This window comes from Umezawaea beigongshangensis, from assembly GCF_016464305.1.
Taxonomy (GTDB): Bacteria; Actinomycetota; Actinomycetes; order Mycobacteriales; family Pseudonocardiaceae; genus Umezawaea_A; species Umezawaea_A beigongshangensis.
This window is the reverse complement of sequence record NZ_JAEIOJ010000003.1, coordinates 217581-236841: the sequence shown is the minus strand read 5'-3', so window position 1 is coordinate 236841 and position 19261 is coordinate 217581. Positions and strand designations below refer to the sequence as shown.

Here is a 19261-nt window from a genome sequence, read left to right as displayed (position 1 = left end):
GGGTACCGGTCGCACCACGGCTCGGCCACACTGGTCGTCTTGGCGAACGGTGAGGGGTATGGTCTAGACCATGTCGAGCACGCGGCTGAGCGGTGTCGGTGTCAGTTCCGGTCGGGCGTCCGGCCCGGTGGTGCGGGTGGCCGAAGCCCCCGGCGAACCGCCCTCGACGCCGCCGCCGGCCGATCCGGCCGCCGAGGCCGCCCGCGTCCGCCCCGCCGCGCGGGCCGTCGCCGACGCCCTGACCGCACGGGCCGCCGCCGTGTCCGGCGACGCGAGGTCCGTGCTGGAGACGACGGCGGCGATGGCCACCGACCCCGCCCTGCTGTCGCAGGCGGAGACGCTCGTCACCGGCTCGTCGCTGCCCGCGCCCCGCGCGGTGTGGCAGGCCGCGGAGGGGTTCATCACCGCCCTGACCGCCGCCGGTGGCTACATGGCCGAGCGCGCCCGCGACGTCGCCGACGTGCGCGACCGCGTGATCGCCGAACTCCTCGGGACGGCCGCGCCCGGCGTCCCCGCGCTGAGCACGCCGAGCGTGCTGGTGGCGCGCGACCTCGCCCCCGCCGACACCGCGGGACTGGACCCGGAGCTGGTCCTCGCGCTGGTGACCGAGGAGGGCGGCCCGACCAGCCACACCGCCATCCTCGCCCGCTCACTGGGCATCCCCGCCGTCGTCGCGGTGCGCGGCGTCCTCGCCTCCGACGCCGACGCGCTGGCCGTGGACGGCGACACCGGCGAGGTGACCGCGTCCGACGGCACCGTGCTGGCGGCCGGCACCGGCCCGGCGATCTCGTGGAACGGCGTCGGCGTGCTCAAGGACGGGCACCGGGTGAAGGTGCTGGCCAACGTCGGCTCGCCCGCCGACGCGAAGGCCGCCGCGGCGGCCGGCGCGGAGGGCGTGGGCCTGTTCCGCACCGAGTTCTGCTACCTCTCCGCGACCGAGGAACCGAGCGAGTCCGAGCAGCGCGCCGCCTACGCCGCCGTGCTCGCGCCCTTCGCGGGCAAGCCGGTGGTCGTGCGGACGCTGGACGCTGGCGCGGACAAGCCGCTGGCCTTCCTCGAACCCGAGGCCGAGCCGAACCCGGCCCTGGGCGTGCGCGGGCTGCGCGTGGCCTTCGACCGGCCCGAGCTGATCGACCGGCAGCTCGCCGCCATCGCCGCCGCGGCGGTCGACACCGGCGCCGAGGTCTCGGTGATGGCCCCGATGGTGGCCACCGCCGAGGAGGCCGCCTGGTTCGTCGCCCGCGCCCGCGCCGCGGGCATCGCCCGCGCGGGCGTCATGATCGAGATCCCGGCGGCGGCGCTGGCCGCCCGCGAGATCCTCGCCGAGGTCGACTTCGTGTCGCTGGGCACCAACGACCTGGCCCAGTACCTGTTCGCCGCCGACCGCCAGCTCGGCGCGGTCGCCGCGCTCAACGACCCGTGGCAGCCCGCCCTGCTCCGGTTGATCGGCCTCGTCGGCGAGGCCGCCACCGCCACCGGCACGCCGCTGGGCGTGTGCGGCGAGGCGGCGGCCGACCCGCTGCTGGCGACGGTCCTGACCGGTCTGGGCGCGACGAGCCTGTCGATGAACCCCTCCGCGCTGACCGCCGTGGGCGCCAGGCTCGCGACGTCGAGCCTGGACGTGTGCCAGCTCGCCGCCCGCGGCGCGCTCGCCGCCGCCACCCCCGCCGCGGCGAGGACCGCGGCCCGCGCCCCGCACTGACGGTCGCTCACGCCGTCAGGGCGTCCAGGACCGTGCGCAGCAGCGGGTGGTCCTCGCTGCCCCGGCGGACCGCCGCGAAGACCCGGCGCTGGGGGGCCCGGCCGCGCACCGGGACCGGCGTCGCTCCCGGCACGCGGATCGGGGCGTCGCGCGGCACCAGCGCCACGCCCGCACCCGCCGCGACCAGCGCCGCGACCGCCCGGAAGTCGTCGGAGACGTGCACGATCCGGGGCACGTAGCCCGCGCTCTCGCACGCCAGCAGCACCACGTCGCGGCACGGGTTGCCCGGCAGCGTGGCCACCCAGTCCTCGTCCGCGAGGTCGCGCACGTCCACGTCGGGCTCCCCGGCCAGCGGGTGCGCCGAGGGCAGCAGCACGTCGAACGGCTCCGCGTACAGCGGGAAGCGGGTCAGCCGCCGGTCGTCCGTGCGCGGCACCGACCGGTACTCCTCGGTGATCGCCACGTCGATCTCGCCGTCCAGCAGCAGCGGCACGCTCGTGTGCCCCTCGGCGTCGCGCACCACCACCGTCACCGACGGGGCCGAGACGCGCAGCGCGGCGACGGCGGGGGCCACGACCTGCGTGATCGCCGAGGCGAACGACGCGAGCTGCACCCGTCCGGTGGACCCGGCCGCGAACGACGCCAGCGTGGCGCTCGCCCGCTCCAGCTCGGCGGCCACCGCGTTGGCGTGCCCGACCAGCAGCTCGCCCGCGGCCGTCAGCGACACCCGCCGCCCGCGCCGCCGCAGCAGGTCCTGCCCCGTCTCCGCCTCCAGCGCCGCGAGCTGCTGCGACACCGCGGACGGCGTGAGGTGCAGCGCGGCCCCGGCGGCGGTCACGGTGCCGTGGTCCGCGAGCGCGCGCAGCACCCGCAGCCGTCGTGGGTCGATCACCCGCACATCGTCCCCCGCGGGACCCGCGGGCTACATCCGGGCTCGGGCCGCCACGAAGGCGTCCACCGCGCGGTTCACGTCCGCCGTGCTGTGGGCCGCGGACATCTGCGTGCGGATGCGCGCCCGCCCGTGCGGCACCACCGGGTAGGAGAAGCCGATCACGTACACGCCCTCCTCCAGCAGCAGGTCGGCCATGCGACCGGCCTCCGCGGCGTCGCCGATCATCACCGGGATGATCGGGTGCTCACCGGGCAGCAGGTCGAAGCCCTCCTCGGTCATCCGCCGGCGGAACAGCGCGGTGTTCTCGCGCAGCCGCTCCAGCAGCTCGCCGGACGAGTCGAGCAGGTCCAGCGCCGCCACCGCGGTCGCGGTGATCGACGGCGCGAGGGAGTTGGAGAACAGGTACGGCCGGGACCGCTGCCGCAGCATCTCCACGATCTCGGCACGCCCGGAGGTGTAGCCGCCGCTCGCGCCGCCCAGCGCCTTGCCGAGCGTGCCGGTCACGACGTCCACCCGGTCGGTGACGCCGAACAGCTCCGGCGTGCCGCGCCCGGTCGGGCCGGTGAACCCCACGGCGTGCGAGTCGTCGACCATCACCAGCGCGTCGTGCTTCTCGGCCAGGTCGCAGATCTCGTCCAGCGGCGCGAGGTAGCCGTCCATCGAGAACACGCCGTCGGTCGCGATCAGCCGGAACCGGGCGTCGGCCGCCGCGCGGAGCTGCTTCTCCAGGTCGGCGGTGTCGCGGTTGCGGTAGCGCAGGCGACGCGCCTTCGACAGGCGGACGCCGTCGATGATCGACGCGTGGTTCAGCTCGTCGGAGATGATCGCGTCCTGCTCGCCCAGCAGCGTCTCGAACAGGCCGCCGTTGGCGTCGAAGCAGGAGCTGTAGAGGATGGTGTCCTCGGTGCCGAGGAACTGCGACAGCCGCGCCTCGAGCTCCTTGTGCGGCTCCTGCGTCCCGCAGATGAACCGCACCGACGCCATGCCGAAGCCCCAGCGGTCCAGCGCCTCGTGCGCGGCCTTCACCAGCGCGGGGTGGTCGGCGAGGCCCAGGTAGTTGTTGGCGCAGAAGTTCAGCACCTCGTCGCCGGAGCCGACGCGCACGGCGGCGTTCTGCGGACTGCCGATCACGCGCTCGGCCTTGTACAGCCCCGCGCTCCGGATCTCGTCGAGCCCGGCTCGCAGGTTCTCGCGCATCGCGCCGTACATCAGTTCTCCCAGTCCAGAACGATCTTGCCGCAACGCCCCTCGCGGGCCGTCGCGAACGCCTTCTCGTACTCGGTGTGGTGGAACCGGTGGGTGATCACCGGCGTGAGGTCGAGACCCGCCTGGAGCAGCACGGACATCGAGTACCACGTCTCGAACATCTCGCGGCCGTAGATGCCCTTGATCTGGAGCATCTTCAGCACGACGCTGCTCCAGTCGACCGGGAACTCGGCCGCGGGCAGGCCCAGCATCGCGATCCGGCCGCCGTGGGCCATGTTCGCGATCATGTCCCGCATCGCCGCGGGCTGGCCCGACAGCTCCATGCCGACGTCGAAGCCCTCCGACATGCCCAGCTCGGCCTGCGCGTCGGCGATCGTGGACCGCGAGACGTCCACGGCCAGGTCGACGCCCACCTTGCGGGCCAGGTCCAGCCGGTGCTCGCTGACGTCGGTGATCACGATGTTGCGCGCTCCGGCGTGCCGGGCGACGGCGGCCGTCATCAGGCCGATCGGACCGGCGCCGGTGATCAGCACGTCCTCGCCGACCACCGGGAACGACAGCGCGGTGTGCACGGCGTTGCCGAACGGGTCGAAGATCGCGGCCACGTCGAGGTCGACGGGATCGCGGTGCACCCAGGCGTTGGCGGCGGGCAGCACGACGTACTGGGCGAACGCGCCGTCGCGGTGCACGCCGAGGCCGCGGGTGTTGGCGCACAGGTGCCGCCGCCCGGCGCGGCAGTTGCGGCAGGTGCCGCACACGAGGTGCCCCTCGCCGCTGACCAGGTCGCCGACCCGCACACCGGTCACGGCCGCGCCCGCCTCGACGACCTCGCCGGCGAACTCGTGCCCCACGACCAGCGGCGCGGTGACGTTGCGCGCGGCCCACTCGTCCCAGGAGTCGATGTGCAGATCGGTGCCGCAGATGCCGGTGCGCAGGACGCGCACGACCACGTCACCCGGCCCGGCGACGGGATCGGGGACGTCGGTCAGCTCCAGGCCGGGACCGGGGGCGACCTTCACGAGTGCTCTCACAGCGGCAGTCTCGGACACCGGCACCGTGCGGTCCATCTGGAGTTTCTGAACTGCTTCGTCAGTTCTTCTTCACAAGGGCGGCTCGGGCGATGTTGCGGACCATTCCGCCGAACACGATTCCGTGGAAGGGCCACACGGACCACCAGTAGAGGTGCCCGGCCAGCCCCCGCGGCACGAACACCGCGCGCTGCCGGTACAGCGAACCACCATCACCCGACGGAGCGACGTGGAGTTCCAGCCACGCCAGCCCCGGCACCTTCATCTCGGCGCGCAGCCGCAGCAGCCGCCCGCGCTCGATCTCCTCCACCCGCCACCAGTCCAGCGCCTCGCCGACGTGCAGCCGCCGCGGGTCGCGCCGTCCCCGGCGCAGCCCCACGCCCCCGACGAGCCGGTCCGTCCACCCGCGCACGGCCCAGGCCAGCGGGAACGAGTACCAGCCGTTCTCGCCGCCGATGCCCTCGACGACCCGCCACAGCCGCTCCGGGTCGGCGTCGGAGCGCACCTCGCGCACGTCGGTGTAGATCGAGCCGCCCGACCAGGAGGGATCGGTCGGCAGCGGTTCCGACGGCAGGGGCGTCGCGGGCACGCCGGGCACCGACGCGCCGGACCAGCGCGTCTCCACGTCGGCGTCGCGGATCTTCGCCAGCGCCAGCTCCACGGCCCTCTCGTAGGGGGTCAGCCCTCCCGGCGGGTCGGGGACGTGCTTCGCGATGTCGTGCTCGTGGCACACCACCTCGTGCACCAGCGACTCGATCAGCGGTGCGGCGATGGCCCGCGGTACGGGCGTCACGACGTTCACCCAGTGGGAGGACAGCCGCGGCGAGAGCAGCGGCACCGGCAGCACCAGGCGCTCGCGCAGCCCGGCCACGCGGGCGTAGCGCAGCATCATCTCCAGGTAGGTGAGCACGTCGGGGCCGCCGATGTCGAAGGCGCGGTTCACCTCCGGCGGCAGGTCGCAGCACGCCACGAGGTAGCGCAGCACGTCCCGCACCGCGATCGGCTGGACGCGGTTGTGCACCCAGCGCGGCGCGATCATCACCGGCAGCCGCTCGGTGAGGTGGCGCAGCATCTCGAAGCTCGCCGACCCGGAGCCGAGGATCACGGCGGCCTGGAGCACGGCGGTGGGCACCTCCGAGCGCAGGAACACCTCCCCGACCTCGGCGCGCGACGCCAGGTGCGGTGACAGCGGCACGCGCTGCGGGTGCAGTCCGCCCAGGTAGACGATCCGCCGCACACCCGCCCGCCCGGCCGCCGCCGCGACGTTCTCGGCGGCCCGGCGGTCGGTGTCGCGGAAGCCCTCGCTGCCCAGGGAGTGCACGAGGTAGTGGACGACGTCGACGTCGCGCAGGGCGGGCTCCAGCGTGGCGGGGTCGAGCACGTCCCCGCGCACGACCTCCACCCGGTTCGCCCACGGCACGTCCCGCAGCTTGCCGGGATCGCGCACGAGGCAGCGGACCGAGTGCCCCGCGGCCAGCAGCCGCGGGACGAGTCGCCCGCCCAGGTATCCGGTGGCTCCGGTGACGAGGCAGCGCATGCCACGATCCTGAGCGCACACCGCCCGGCGTGCACGACGAGATCAGGCGCGGGTGATCCGGAAGCCGGGCATCCGCACGACGAAACCGCCGATCGCGATCCGCCGCACCCGGCTGATCTCCACCGACCCGGCCCGCACCGTCCCGGTGACGACGAAGTGCGGACGTCCCCGGTGCTCCCGCTCGCCGACCCGGTCCGACATGGTGCCCGCGGACACCTCGACGTCCTCGCTGCTCACGGTCGAGCCCTCCGGCAGGACCAGCTTCACCGAACCGGCGGTCACGTCCAGCACGACGCTCACGACGTCGTGGGGGACGACCGCGTCGCCGAAGTCCAGCTCCGTCGACCCCATGCGGTTGCGCAGGACCAGCTCGCGCGGCACCGTCCAGCGGCCCTTGCGGCTGATCGACGACATGGTGTTCTTCAGCTCGACCTGGTCGCGCCGCGGCGCGGCGGCCAGCGTCGCCTCGTGGTTGACGACGCCGGGCAGGTCGACCACGACGGCGTTCAGGTCGCCGCGGGTCTTGGCGGCCAGCGCCAGGTCGGTGCGCTCGGAGAACTCGTCGAGCGTGATCATGCCCTGGCCGATCGCCTTCTGGAGCACGCCGACGACGTGCTCGCGCTCGGCGTCGGACACGCGCAGGTCCCTCGGATCGGTCACGACTCACACCTCCGGTTCGGCGTCGAGCCCGTGCTCGATCGCGTAGCGGGCCAGTTCGACGCGGTTGTGGAGCTGGAGCTTGCGCAGCGTGGACTGCACGTGGTTCTCGACCGTGCGGTGCGAGATGACCAGGCGGTTCGCGATCTGCCGGGCCGTCAGGCCCTTCGCGACGAGCCGCAGCACCTCGGTCTCCCGGTCGGTGAGCTGCGGCTTGTCCACCGCCTCGTCCGGGGTGGCCGCCATGCGCCGGTACTCGCCCAGCACCAGCCCGGCGAGCCCGGCCGTGAACACCGCGTCCCCCGCCGCGGTGCGGTTCACCGCGTCGACCAGCTCCTCCGCCGACGCCGACTTCACGAGGTAGCCCGACGCGCCCGCCTTGACCGCCTCCAGCACGTCGCTGTGCTCACCGCTGGCGGAGAGCACGAGCACGCGCGTCTCCGGCAGCTCGCCGGTGATCATCGCGGTGGCGTCCACGCCGGAGAGCTCACCGAGGTTGAGGTCCATCAGCACCACGTCCGGCCGCACGGCGCGGGCGATCCGCACCGCGGCCGGCGCGTCCGGCGCCGTCGCCACCACCCGGAACCCGCGCTCGGCGAGGTCCCTGGCCACGCCGTCGCGCCACAGCGGGTGGTCGTCGACCACCATCACCGAGATCGTCTTCTGCTCGTCCACCTAACCAGCTCCCCCATCTCCCGCGCGGAACACTCGCACCTCCCACTCGGTGCCCTCCCCCGGCCCCGTCTGGAGTTCCAGCGCTCCTCCCAGCGCCGCCACCCTGCCCCGGATCGACTTCGCGATGCCCATGCGGCCCTCCGCCGCGGCGTCCTCGATCCGGCCCTCCGGAATGCCCGGCCCATCGTCCCGGACGCTGAGCACGACCTCGTCGCCGAGGTCCTCCAGCAGCACCCACGCCCTGGCGTCCTCACCAGCGTGTTCGTCCACGTTGGACAGGGCCTCGCGCACGAGCGAGGCCAGCTCGGCCACCGCGGCCGCCGGCAGCAGCACCCTCGTCGCCGGCGTCGACACCTCGAACCGCCGGGTGGCCAGGAGCTGCAGCGCGGGTCGCAGATCGGCCTCGCCGTCCACGGTGGACTCCTCCGGCGCCGCGGCGACCAGCGAGCGCAGGGCCACCTCCTGCTCGCCGGCCAGTTCGGCCAGCTCGGCGGCCTCCCCGCCCAGTTCGAGACCGCGCTTGCGGACCCGCGCGAGCACCTGGAGCACGCCGTCGTGGATCGAGCGGGCCAGCCGCTCCCGCTCCGCCGTCGCCGCCTCGGTGCGCAGCGCCCGCGCGAGCCGCACGGCCGTGCGCCGCGCCGTCGTCGACGCCATCCCCACCACGAACCCGGCGCCGACCAGCAGCACGACGTCGCGCACCACGTCCACGGTCATCTCACCGCGGTTGAGGTAGGTGCTCAGACCCAGCACGCCACCGGCGAGCGCCCCGGCGACCTGGCCGCCCAGCGCGCCGACGGCGACGGCCGGTTCGCACGCCCAGATGGTCGTGACCAGCGGGACGAGGCGGAGGTACTGCTCGTCGGTGAGGATGAACGGCGACAGCGACATGAGCCCGCACGCCACGGCGAGGTCGCTGCCCACGACCCACCAGTTGCGGCCCCGCTCGGCGCTGTAGGAGCGCACGGTGAACGCGGACCACAGGCCCATCACGCCGAGCACGGTCCAGCCGAGCCAGGGGCGCAGGTACTCGTCGCTGTGGATCGTGACGTTGACGGCGGCGAACAGGAATGTGACTACGCGTAGCGCCACCGTGCCGCGCCAGAGCGGTGCGACCGGATCGTCCCTCGCCACCATCCCCGGAACGGTTGGCATTTCGCGCACGGTGTGCTCCTTTCACACCCATCCTGCCGTGTCGGAGTGCTCTGGCTAACCCCCAGGTGGACGTCTATTGCGTTCTGTGACCTTGTGAAAGGCTGACTCCGCGTCACGGCACGGGGGGCGTTCCCGACGCGGGGGGAGGCGACGGTGCGTGATTGGCCACTGTGGACGTTGCGGCGACCCGCACTGGCGTACTGGCTCGCGGTGGACGCCGCGGCGCTCGCCGTCGTCGCCTGGATCGTCGTCGTCGGCCCCCAGCCCACGTCCGAGGAGATCACCCGCTTCGCCGCCATCGCCGGCACGGCGGGCGCGGTCGTCGTCGGCAGCTCGCTGTTCAGCGAGCGCATGGGCGAGTCCACGCGCAACCCGTGGGCCGCGCACCTCTGCTACCTCACCGCCGGCATCGTCGCCCTCCCGCCGAACCTGCTGGTCCTGCTGCTGTTCGGGCCCGCGCTGCACGGCGTGCTCACCCAGCGCCCCGAGTCGCACCGCTGGATCTTCACCCTGTCGGCCTCCGCGCTCGCCGTGTTCGGCACCAGGCTCGTCGCGGGCTGGACCGCCCCCACCGACGACCTCTTCCGGATGATCCTGTGCGCGACGGCGCTGCTGACCCTGCGCGCCGCGCTCGTCGTCGTCGGACTGCGCCTGCGCACCCCCGGCTCCGCCCTGGAGGACACGGTCGGCGAACCGATCGACGTCGTGCTGGGCGTGGTGGCCGTCAGCCTCGGCGGCCTCATGGGCTGCGTGGCTGTGAGCGACCCCGTGCACGCGCTGATCGCCGGGCCGCCGATGGCGCTGCTGGAACGCGCCGCGCAGCTCCCGCAGTGGCGGCGCTCGGCCCAGCGCGACGCCAAGACCGGCCTGGCGAACTCCGTGCACTGGGACGCCAGGGCGCGGTTCGACCTGGCCAAGGCGGCCGAGCGGAACCGTCCGATGGCCGTCATGCTGCTCGACCTCGACCACTTCAAGCGCGTCAACGACCAGCTCGGCCACCTCGCGGGGGACGCGGCGCTCGCCGGGATCGCGGCCCTGCTGCGCTCCACCGTGCGCCGGGGGGACCTGGTCGGCCGCTTCGGCGGCGAGGAGTTCGTCGTGCTGCTGCCGGACACCGAACCGGCCGCGGCCAGGGCGGCGGCCCAGCGCGTGCGGCACGCCGTGAGCACGGTGATCGTGCCGACCGTCACCACCGACGGCCGCGACCACCTGCTGTCCGGCCTGACGGTGAGCATCGGCGTGGCCACGACCGACCGCTTCGGCTACGAGCTGCCCGACCTGCTCGTGGCGGCCGACTCGGCCCTGCTGGCCGCGAAGGGCTGCGGGCGCAACCTCGTCGAGATGGCCTGAGCGGCTACTTCGTCGTCCGCGGGCCCTCCGGCCCGAAGTCCTCCACGCGGTCGCTCGCCACGTCGGGCGGTCCGGTCTCCTGCGGTTCGAGCACGTCGACGTCCCGCGGCGCCACGTGCGCGTCGGACTCCGACAGCAGCGACCGGATGCCCGAGTTCAGCACCGCCAGCAGCGGCACGGCGAGCAGCGCACCGGCGATCCCGCCCACGACGAGGCCGGAGGTGATCGCGAAGATCACGGCCAGCGGGTGCAGCTTCACCGCGCGGCCCAGCAGCAGCGGCTGGAGCACGTGGCTCTCCAGCTGCATCACGCCGATGAGCACCGCCAGCACGATCAGCGCGGCGACCGCGCCGTTCGCGACCAGCGCGATCAGCACCGCCACCGCGCCGGTGATCACGGCGCCGATGATCGGGATGAACGCGCCGAGGAACACCAGCGCCGCCAGCGGCACCACCAGCGGAACCCCGATGAAGTACAGCCCGACGCCGACGCCGACGGCGTCCACGACCGCCACGGCCGCCGTCGCCCGCACGTAGCTGACCAGCGAGGCGAACCCGCGGCGACCGGCGATGTCGGCGCGGTCGCGCACGTCGCGCGGCACCGCGCGGACCACGAAGCGCCAGATCCCGTCGCCGTCGTGCAGGAAGAAGATGAGGGTGAACAGCGCCAGCAGGACGCCGGTCAGCAGCTCGCCGACCGTCGCCGCCGTCGTCAGCGCGCTCGACGTGATCTCCGCCTGGTTCTCCTTGACGGTGGAGACGAACCGGTCCAGGTACTCCTGGAGCTGGAGCTCGCTCAGGTGCAGCGGGCCGTCCTTCATCCACGAGCGGATGGTGTCGATGCTCGCCCAGACCTGCGACTGGAGCTCCGGCAGACCCTTGGAGAACTCGGTGATCACGAAGGTCAGCACGCCGCCGACCGCGGCGATGCCGCCGACCAGCACGGTCGTCGTCGCCATCCCGCGCGGCACCCGCCACTCGGTCAGCTTCGACACCGCGGGGGACAGCAGCGCGGCCAGCAGCAGGGCGATCCCCACCGGGATCACGATCGCCGCCAGGTAGGAGACGACACGGGCCACGACGTACAGCGCCGCCACGATCACGACGAATCGCCAGCTCAGCGCAGCCGACACCCGAAGCAGCCCGGGAACCCGCCTGCCGATCTCGCCGTCCGCTGGAGTCACACCGATCACGGTAACCCCCGAGCGCTGGTCAAGTGCGGTGTCGAGGTGATCGGATCTGTGGTGATCGACGCACCAGGGGGAGGCACGCAGTGCAGTTCGTCCGGCCGGAGCAGTTGACGAGCACCGAGCAGCGCGTTCGCGAGGCGTTCGTCACCGGAACGCGCCTCGACCTGCGCCGCGACGGGAAGGGTGTCGCCGACCGCGCGGCGCGCACGGTGCGCGGCGACGTCCTCACCGGTCTGCTGGCCGGTCTCTACCCCGGCGGGACGCCCGGCGTCGCCGCCCTGCGGCTGATCGGCGCGAACGTCGTGGGCAGGCTCGCGCTGGAGGGCGTGCGGGTGCGGCCGGTGGTCGACCTGCTCGACTGCGTCTTCCAGCAGCCCGTCGACCTGCGCATGGCCGAACTCGTGGGGCTGCGGCTGCGCGGCTGCCGCGTGCCCGGTCTGCTCGGCCGCAACTTGCGCGTGCACAGCGACCTCGCGCTGGAGGCGGGGTTCACCTGCGACGGGCTCGTCGACCTCACCGACGGCGCCGTGGACGGCACGCTGCGCCTGGCCGGCGCCGTGCTGCGCGGCACCGACGCCGGGCACGCCCTGCTCGCCGCGCGCCTGCGCGTGTCCGGCTCCGTGCAGGCCGTCGCGCTGCGGTCGACCGGTGAGGTGCGGCTGCGCGGCGCGAACGTCGGCGGCAGCGTCCACCTCGGCGGCGCTCGCCTGATCAACCCCGGCGGCGACGCCCTGGAGGCGTCCGGCGTCGTGGTCGGCGGCAACCTGTTCTGCGACACCGACGGCGGGCGCTTCACCGCGGAGGGCCGCGTCCTGCTCGGCGGCGCGCGGATCGGCGGCGACGTCGTCTTCTCCGGAGCGCGGCTGCGCTCCACGCAGAGCGTCGACCGCCCGGTGCTGATCATCCCGCGCGGCCTCGCCGACGAGACCGCGGCGCTCGTCGCCGACCGCGTCCGGGTGGAGGGGAACGTCGAGCTGGACGACGGCTTCACCGCGTCCGGCACGGTCCGGCTGCCCAACGCCGACGTCGGCGGCTACCTGCGGCTGTCCGGCGCGGTCGTCGGCCGTCCCGACCTCGTGGAGGAGCAGGGCGCCGACGAGGTGCACCGCATCCCGGTGGCGCTGCACGCCGACGGCGTCCAGGTCCGCGGCGACCTGGAGGCGCGCGGCGGGTTCCGCGGCGACGGCGCGCACAGCGAGGCCCCGCTGCGCGCCTACGGCCAGGTCCGGCTCGCCGACGCCCACGTGCGCGGCAGCGCCAGCCTGTCGGGCGTGGAGCTGCACGGCGCGGGCATCGACGTGCTGTTCGCCGACCGGCTGCGGATCGGCGGCACGCTGTTCCTGCGCCACCTGCGCGCGAAGGGGTCGGTCCGGCTGCAGAACGCGGCGATCGGCTCGACGCTGGACTGCACCGGGGCCGAGCTGGTGCAGCCGCGCCGCCGGGCCGACGGCACCCTCAAGCCCTCGCTCGACGCGCGCGTGGCGACCATCGGCAAGGACCTGCTGTGCAGCCACGGCTTCCACGCCTCCGGCGGCGTTCGGGTGCGCCTGGCCGAGATCGGCAAGATGGCCACGTTCACCGGCGCCCGGCTCGGCGGCGACGGCGCGGAGATCGCGCTCAACGCCTACGGGCTGACCGCCCACCAGCTCGCGCTGGGCCTGGACGTCGAGGAGCGGCCGAGGGGCCTGGTGTCGCTCAAGCGCGCGCGGGTCACCTCGGTGACCGACGGACCCGGCCTGTGGGCGGCCGAGGGCGGCGTGGACGTGGACGACTTCACGTTCGGCGCGATCTCCGCGAAGCGCAAGGACCGCCCGGACGTCGACGTGCACACGAGGCTGCGCTGGCTGCTGGACGTGCAGCCGGACTTCGCGCCCGGCCCCTACGAGCAGCTCGCGGCCGTGTACCGGGACGGCGGCGAGGAGGAGCTGGCCCAGCACGTGCAGCTGGAGAAGCAGCGCAGGCGCTACTCCGAGCTCGGCGTGGCCGGCCGGGTGTGGGGGTTCCTCCAGCGCTGGACCGTGGGCTACGGCTACCGGCCGTGGCTCGCCATCGCGTGGCTGGGCGTGTTCTGGCTGATGGGCGCGGTGTGGTTCGCCAGCCACGAGATGACGCGGCTCAACACCGACGAGGAGCCGGTGTGGAACCCGGTGCTGCTGGCGATCGACCTGCTCATCCCGATCGTCGACCTCGGTCAGGACGGCAGGTGGCGGTTCACCGGCCCCTCGCAGTGGATCTCCGGGTCGCTCATCGCCGTCGGCTGGATCCTCGCGTCGACGGCGGCGGCGGGCGCGGCGCGGGTCCTCAAGAGGTTCTGACCTGGTCGACTACTCGCCGTCACGTGCGAGTGCACACCGTGTCGATCACACGATCCGGCGAACCGGGGGGCTGGAGGGTGCGCCGGACCGCCGTCGGCTGGCAGTCTCGGCCCCGTCGACCTGATCATCCAGGTCGGCGGATCTTCCAGAGCAGTGCGAGTCGGAGGTGTCCGGAGTGTCGACCGTGGACCAGCGAGCGGAGACGGGGGCGAGCCGCGTGCGGCAGCTCCTCACCCGCGCGTTGCTGGTCGTCGGCGGCACGGCGGCCGGTACGGCCGCCGTCTGGACCCTCTCGACCACCTCGGCCTCCGCGGACGTCATCGGGCTCGACCCGGTGACCGCGGTGGCGGAGCAGGTCGTTCCCGAGCAGGGCGTTCGCGAGCAGGGCGTCCCGCAGGACCAGCAGCACCCGCTCGCCGGGCTGCTCCCCGCCGAGGTCGTCCCGGTCGTCGCCCCCGTGGCGCAGGTGGTCGAGAACGTCGACACCGCTCTGCGCTCCGAGCGGGCGAAGACCGTCGTGGAACCGCTGGAGCACGTCGCGGGCGGTTTCCGCGACACGGTCGGCACCGTCGCCGACCGGTTCCAGCCCCCGGCCCAGCTCCCCGCGACGACGAGTCGCGGTGCGCTGGCCGTCGTGGACGGCGGAACTCGCGCCGTCCACGAGACGCAGGTCCCCGGTGGTGCCGTCCCCGTGATCGACCGATCCGCTCCGGCGGACGCCCCGGTCACCACGAGCACGAGCGCCACCTTCGCCGGTCTGGTGGAGAAGTGGACGCAGGACCCGGCCGCACAGCGCGGTGCGCTGTCCGCCGAACCCCGCTCCACCCTGCCCGGCGACCCCTCGCCGCTGCCGTTCGCACCCTTCGCACCCTTCGCCCCGGCCACCTCGCCGGTGCACTGCGCGTGCGGCAACGACGGTTCCGGCTCCGCCGGTGCTCAGAACGCCGCCTCCTCGGCCGCGTTCGTCAACGCCTACGACTCCGCGGTGGCCCGTGCGCTCCAGCCGGCCACCGAGCGGATCTCCGTGACGCCGGGCAAGCAGCCCGGCGCCACGCCCGACTGATCACAGCGCGCGGCCCGCGGTAGCGATTCGCTACCCGGAATCGGCCGGTGCGCTGTTTCTGCGCTCCTTCTCCTCGCCGGTAGCCGCGCGTCCTTCCCCCTCTGATCTGGGACGGCCGTCTGCCCCGACGCCTCGCGTCCGGCCGCCTGCGAAACCCCCGCAAGGGAAACCGAGAAGGAGATCCAATGCAGACCTGGGCAAAGCGTGGAATCCAGTCCGCGTTTGTGACCGGTGGTTTGCTGATGCTCGGAACGGGCATCGCTTCTGCCGACGAGAACGTCAACCCCGACGCCGCTCCCTCCGCCGTCGACGGCGGTGTGGCCGTGCCGGTGGACGTCGAGCAGAACGTCGTCGACACCCCGATCGACCAGCACCGACTTCCCGAACTCGACACCGACCAGACCGGCGAGGCCGTCGCCCCCGACGCGCTCTCCCCGGACAACCCGCTGCTCCGCGGCAACGCCGTCGCGGCCACCGCCGACACCCGCACCGCGACCCGGCGGGCGGCCGTCTCCGGCGGTGAGGTCCGGACCTCCGGCCCGCACGGCAGGATGTCGGGCAACATCTTCTCCGACCAGTGGATCGCGCCGCCGCGGGTGACCGGCGACGGCATCACCGCGGCGGGCGACGTCGACACCAGCGGGCAGGCCGACGCCCTCGGCCGCACCGTCGCGGCCGCGCCGCTCGCACCGCGGGCCGAGCTCCACAGCGCCACCTCCCGCACCGACCGCGTCGTGCGGTGGTTCGACGCCAGTGCCACCGCCCTCGACTCCACCGCGGACCAGGACACGACCGGTGCTCTCGGTGACGTCGAGGTCGACGAGGGCACCCTGACCGGGGCCCACGGCGCCCTGCCGCTCTCGCCGCCCGTGGCGCTCGGCGGCAACGCGCTGTCGGCGGCCGGCACCGTCGACGAGAGCGAGATCGTTCGCACCGGCGAGGACGCGCTCCGCGCCGCCGGGACGGGTTCGACCGCGGACGCCGTCCTGTCCGCACCCGCCGTGCCCGCGGCGCGGGTGCTCGGCACCGCGTCCGGCGCCGGCGGCCACGTCGAGAACAGGGGGTACGACGCCCTCCGCCCGGTCACCGACGGCGACGTCCAGGTCGACGGTCACAGCGGCTCGCGGGCGGGCAACGCCGCCGCCGGGGCACTGGCGGCGCCGGTGCAGTCCTTCGGCGACTCGGCGGGCGTGGCGATCACGCGCGACGCCTCGGCCGTGAACGACAGCTACCTGGCGTCGGCCGGCGACGGCAACACGTCCGCCGCGGACGTGCTGGCCGCGGGCAACCCGGCGGTCGTTCCGGTCAACACGATCGCCAGGGTGTTCGGCGTGCCGGTCGCGGTCGTCGGCCTCGCCGACACCTACGCCGGTGACGAGATCACCGAGACGCTCGCCGAGGTCCCGCTCACCGCGCAGGACGCGGAGGTCGAGCAGCCGGTCCAGGTCCACGCCGTGCCCGCCGAGGTCCTCGGCACGGCCACCGCGTCCGGTCGCAGCACCGTCGTGCGGCGCACCGGCGAGGAGATCGACGGCGCACGCGGCATCCAGTCCCCCGACCACGGCATCCAGCTCCCCGACAGCATCGACAGCCTGATGACCGCCACCGAGCTGCCCAGCCTCGACGCCCTGGACCGGCTGCCCTCGCTGAGCACCCTGCCGGTGTCGGAGCTGTCCTCGCTGACCGGTCTGCTGCCCCTCGACGCGCCGCGGGAGCGTTCCCGCAGCACGCGGTTCTCGGCTCCCGGCGCCTCCGGCGACGTCTCGACGATCTCCGGCGTCCTCCCGCTGAACGAGGAGCGCAGCACGACGGTCGCCACCCCCGGCCTGCGGACGCTGCCCGTGGCCGCCCCGGTCCTGCCGGTCGTGGTCCCGGCCGCGCCGGTCGCGCAGCCCCGGTCGGTCGACGCCGCGACGCTGCCCGAGCTGCCCGCACTGCCCGCGCTGACGGAGCTGCTGCCGGTGGCCCCCGTGCAGGCACTGCTGCCGGCGCTGCCCGCGCTGCCGGTGCTGCCGGGTGCGGCGTCCGACCGGACGATCAACGCTCCTCTCCCCCTGGTGACGGAGCTGCTCCCGCTCCAGGACGTGCTGCCGGCGCTGCCCGCGCTGCCCGCCCTGCCGGGTGCGGCGTCCGAGCAGACGATCAACGCTCCTCTCCCCCTGGTGACGGAGCTGCTCCCGCTCCAGGACGTGCTGCCGGCGCTGCCCGCGCTGCCCGCCCTGCCGGGTGCGGCGTCCGACCGGACGATCAACGCTCCTCTCCCCCTGGTGACGGAACTGCTCCCGCTCCAGGACGTGCTGCCGCTCCAGGACGTGCTGCCCGCCCTGCCCGCGCTGCCCGCCCTGCCGGGTGAGCGCTCCCTCGGCGCACCCGCGCTGCCGGGTCTCCCCGGACTGTCCGGCACCACGGACGTCTCGCCCTCCGTGAACGGCCTGGGGGTCGACCCCGGTCGGCTGACCACTCCCCGCGAGCGCTCCTTCGGGTCGGCGCTGTCCACGCTGGACGCCGACTCGATGCTGGACACCGTCGAGCTGCCGAGGATCTGACCGGGCACCGCACGACCGAGCCCCGCGACGCACGGCGTCGCGGGGCTCGGTCGTGTTCGCGGGTCAGCGGTGCAGGCGGGTCTCCACGTGGCTGATCATCGTGTGCGGATCGGCCGTACCGTCGCTGGTCACCCAGCCCACGCGCACCGCGGGCCGCAGCCGCGTCCCGGTGATCCGGACCGACCGCGACACCAGGTCGAGCACCCGTTCCGCCACCGCCTCGCCCGAGCCGTTCGGGTGCTCGGCGACGACGGCGAACTCGTCACCGCCGTACCGGGCGACGGTGTGGTCGTCGCGCAGGCCCTCGCGCAGCCGCCCCGCCAGCGTGGTCAGCAGTTCGTCGCCGCCGCGGAAGCCGTGCCGCGCGTTGACCGCGGCGAGTTGCCGCACGTCGAGCAGGACCAGCGACGCGAGCGTTCCGCAGGTCCGGGCCCTGATGAGCGCCTGCTCCAGGCGGTCGAGCAGGAGCGCGCGGCCGGGGAGTCCGGTGAGCGGGTCGAGCAGCCCCCTGCTGCGCAGGACGTCGGTGTGCACCGGGTGCAGCACCACCAGGAGCTGGCGCTGGCCGTGCACCACGAGCAGGTGGTGGTCCGCCCACAGGCGCACGTGCCGCTCACCTCCCCGCGCGACGACCACCGGGACGGTCAGCGGCGAGCCGGTCCGCCGCACCTGGGCGGCGATCTCCGCGCAGCTCGGCAGCGGTGCGCCGGAGTCGTCCGAGGCGGACCGGCCCAGCGGGTCGCACGAGCCCGGCAGGTCCTCGTGCCGCACCCCGAGCAGCTCGGCGGCCAGCCGGTTCCCGGCGAGCACGACGCCCAGCTCGTCCTGCAGCAGCATCCCCACGGGCAGTTCGGCGACGAGGTCGTCCCACACGGCACCGGCGGCACTCGCGGCCGCGGTGAGGGGGACCACCGACTGAACGGTACGCACGAGACTCGTACCTCCCCGCTGGGCGACGGCATGAGCCTCTCCCGCGGCCGGGCACCTTTTCAATACCCCGACCACCACCCAGTTCGGTGATCTTCGTACTAAACGTGTGACGCCCCGCTCGCGGGTGTGAGCTGCGTGATCATCGCGGCGAAGCCCTCCTCGTCCACGATCGGAACGTCGTAGGCACGGGCGCGGCGGGCCTTCGACGAGAGCGAGTACGGGTCGGCCGCCACCAGCAGCCGCGTCGCCCTCGTGACGTACCCCCGGTTGACCCGCAGGCCGGCCGACAGCGCGCGGTCGACCCACACGTCGCGGGGGGCGACGGTCTGCCCGGTGAAGACGACCAGGTCACCGGGTGCGAGCGGCCCGGCAGCGCTCGGGAGCGGCGGTGGAGGCGCGCCCTCGCCCCGGCGGACCAGCCGCGCTCCCGTCGGCACGGGCCGGGGCCACGACGTCGTCGCGGCCTCGTCCAGCAGGTCGAGCCACGGCTCCGGCCGACCGGCGGCGCGCAGGTAGGACGAGAACAGCCCCGCGGCGGCGTGCGCGTCGTGCAGCGCGGAGTGCGCGTCGAGCAGCGGCACCCCGGCGGCGTCGCAGCACGCCCGCAGCGACCGGCCGCGGGCGTGCGGCAGGTACCGCTCGGCGAGCCGCATCGTGCACAGGCCGGGCACCGGCAGCTCCACGCCGGTCCGCCGGAACTCCGCGCCGAGGAACCGCGCGTCGAACCGCAGGTTGTGGGCGACGAGGACCCGTCCGGCGAGCTGCTCGGCGAGCGCGCCCGCGACGTCGGCGAAGCTCGGCGCGTCCCACACGTCGGCGGCCCTGATGCGGTGGACGTGCTGCGGACCGAGGTCGCGCACCGGGTTGACGAGCGTGCACCACTCGCCGGTGACGGTCCCGGAGCGGTCGAGCTGCACGACGGCGACCTCCACGACGCGGTCACCGCCACCGGCGGACAGCCCGGTGGTCTCCACGTCGACGACCGCGTACCCGGCAGCACCGATCACCAGGACGAA

The 19261-nt window shown here is 74.2% G+C and carries 15 protein-coding genes; 5 read left to right on the top strand and 10 right to left on the bottom strand.

The window, feature by feature from the left end:
* Positions 1–70 precede the first annotated feature (70 nt).
* Entirely contained in the window at positions 71–1702 is a 1632-nt protein-coding gene (gene ptsP, locus IMZ35_RS09290; RefSeq protein ID WP_199440576.1) for a phosphoenolpyruvate--protein phosphotransferase, read from the top strand.
* Positions 1703–1709: 7 nt separating this feature from the next.
* Here the strand turns inward: ptsP and IMZ35_RS09285 are convergent, their stop codons facing one another.
* The 7 genes from IMZ35_RS09285 to macS are packed head-to-tail and all read right to left on the bottom strand — an operon-like array spanning position 1710 to position 8852.
* Positions 1710–2594, bottom strand: coding sequence for a LysR family transcriptional regulator (locus IMZ35_RS09285; protein ID WP_199440575.1), 885 nt, complete (start codon positions 2592–2594; stop codon positions 1710–1712).
* A 30-nt stretch (positions 2595–2624) separates the two neighbouring features.
* A complete protein-coding gene (locus IMZ35_RS09280; RefSeq protein ID WP_199440574.1) occupies positions 2625–3803 on the bottom strand; it encodes a glycine C-acetyltransferase in 1179 nt (392 codons plus the stop codon).
* A complete protein-coding gene (gene tdh / locus IMZ35_RS09275; RefSeq protein ID WP_199440573.1) occupies positions 3803–4831 on the bottom strand; it encodes an L-threonine 3-dehydrogenase in 1029 nt (342 codons plus the stop codon). The genes IMZ35_RS09280 and tdh overlap by 1 nt, the downstream gene beginning before the upstream one ends.
* Positions 4832–4889: 58 nt before the next feature.
* On the bottom strand, positions 4890–6365 hold the full coding sequence (locus IMZ35_RS09270) for an SDR family oxidoreductase (protein WP_199440572.1): 1476 nt from the start codon (positions 6363–6365) through the stop codon (positions 4890–4892).
* Positions 6366–6407: 42 nt separating this feature from the next.
* Positions 6408–7025 carry a DUF1707 SHOCT-like domain-containing protein gene (locus tag IMZ35_RS09265; protein WP_199440571.1) on the bottom strand — a complete coding sequence of 206 codons (618 nt, stop codon included), beginning with the start codon at positions 7023–7025 and terminating at the stop codon, positions 6408–6410.
* A 3-nt stretch (positions 7026–7028) separates the two neighbouring features.
* On the bottom strand, positions 7029–7670 hold the full coding sequence (locus IMZ35_RS09260) for a response regulator (RefSeq protein WP_199440990.1): 642 nt from the start codon (positions 7668–7670) through the stop codon (positions 7029–7031).
* Positions 7671–7697: 27 nt separating this feature from the next.
* The gene (gene macS, locus IMZ35_RS09255; RefSeq protein WP_229371509.1) at positions 7698–8852 is read right to left on the bottom strand and encodes a MacS family sensor histidine kinase; all 1155 of its coding nucleotides are present in this window, start codon (positions 8850–8852) and stop codon (positions 7698–7700) included.
* A gap of 153 nt (positions 8853–9005) precedes the next feature.
* Between macS and IMZ35_RS09250 the strand changes: the two genes are divergently transcribed.
* Complete coding sequence (locus tag IMZ35_RS09250) at positions 9006–10202, top strand: diguanylate cyclase (RefSeq protein WP_199440570.1); 1197 nt, start codon at positions 9006–9008, stop codon at positions 10200–10202.
* Between the two features lie 4 nt (positions 10203–10206).
* On the opposite strand, the gene IMZ35_RS09245 is transcribed toward IMZ35_RS09250, so the two are convergent.
* Positions 10207–11385, bottom strand: coding sequence for an AI-2E family transporter (locus tag IMZ35_RS09245; RefSeq protein WP_199440569.1), 1179 nt, complete (start codon positions 11383–11385; stop codon positions 10207–10209).
* 89 nt (positions 11386–11474) lie between these two features.
* On the opposite strand from IMZ35_RS09245, the gene IMZ35_RS09240 reads away from it, so the two are divergent.
* The 3 genes from IMZ35_RS09240 (at position 11475) to IMZ35_RS09230 (ending at position 17315) form a co-directional block, all read left to right on the top strand.
* Positions 11475–13706, top strand: a complete 2232-nt coding sequence (locus IMZ35_RS09240) for a translocation/assembly module TamB domain-containing protein (RefSeq protein WP_307867881.1) — start codon at positions 11475–11477, stop codon at positions 13704–13706.
* 175 nt (positions 13707–13881) lie between these two features.
* Complete coding sequence (locus IMZ35_RS09235) at positions 13882–14769, top strand: hypothetical protein (protein ID WP_199440568.1); 888 nt, start codon at positions 13882–13884, stop codon at positions 14767–14769.
* A 242-nt stretch (positions 14770–15011) separates the two neighbouring features.
* Complete coding sequence (locus tag IMZ35_RS09230) at positions 15012–17315, top strand: hypothetical protein (protein WP_199440567.1); 2304 nt, start codon at positions 15012–15014, stop codon at positions 17313–17315.
* A gap of 63 nt (positions 17316–17378) precedes the next feature.
* On the opposite strand, the gene IMZ35_RS09225 is transcribed toward IMZ35_RS09230, so the two are convergent.
* Positions 17379–18227: a sensor domain-containing diguanylate cyclase gene (locus IMZ35_RS09225; protein WP_307867880.1), complete on the bottom strand. Its 849-nt coding sequence runs from the start codon at positions 18225–18227 to the stop codon at positions 17379–17381.
* A gap of 116 nt (positions 18228–18343) precedes the next feature.
* Positions 18344–19252: an exonuclease domain-containing protein gene (locus tag IMZ35_RS09220; protein WP_199440566.1), complete on the bottom strand. Its 909-nt coding sequence runs from the start codon at positions 19250–19252 to the stop codon at positions 18344–18346.
* Positions 19253–19261: the final 9 nt, after the last annotated feature.

Excerpts from the sequence above, each read along its gene's own strand:
- IMZ35_RS09230 (WP_199440567.1), top strand. The coding sequence starts at position 15,012 with ATGCTCGGAACGGGCATCGCTTCTGCCGACGAGAACGTCAACCCCGAC.
- macS (WP_229371509.1), bottom strand. The coding sequence starts at position 8,852 with ATGCCAACCGTTCCGGGGATGGTGGCGAGGGACGATCCGGTCGCACCG.
- ptsP (WP_199440576.1), top strand. The coding sequence starts at position 71 with ATGTCGAGCACGCGGCTGAGCGGTGTCGGTGTCAGTTCCGGTCGGGCG.
- IMZ35_RS09270 (WP_199440572.1), bottom strand. The coding sequence starts at position 6,365 with ATGCGCTGCCTCGTCACCGGAGCCACCGGATACCTGGGCGGGCGACTC.
- IMZ35_RS09260 (WP_199440990.1), bottom strand. The coding sequence starts at position 7,670 with ATGGTGGTCGACGACCACCCGCTGTGGCGCGACGGCGTGGCCAGGGAC.
- IMZ35_RS09280 (WP_199440574.1), bottom strand. The coding sequence starts at position 3,803 with ATGTACGGCGCGATGCGCGAGAACCTGCGAGCCGGGCTCGACGAGATC.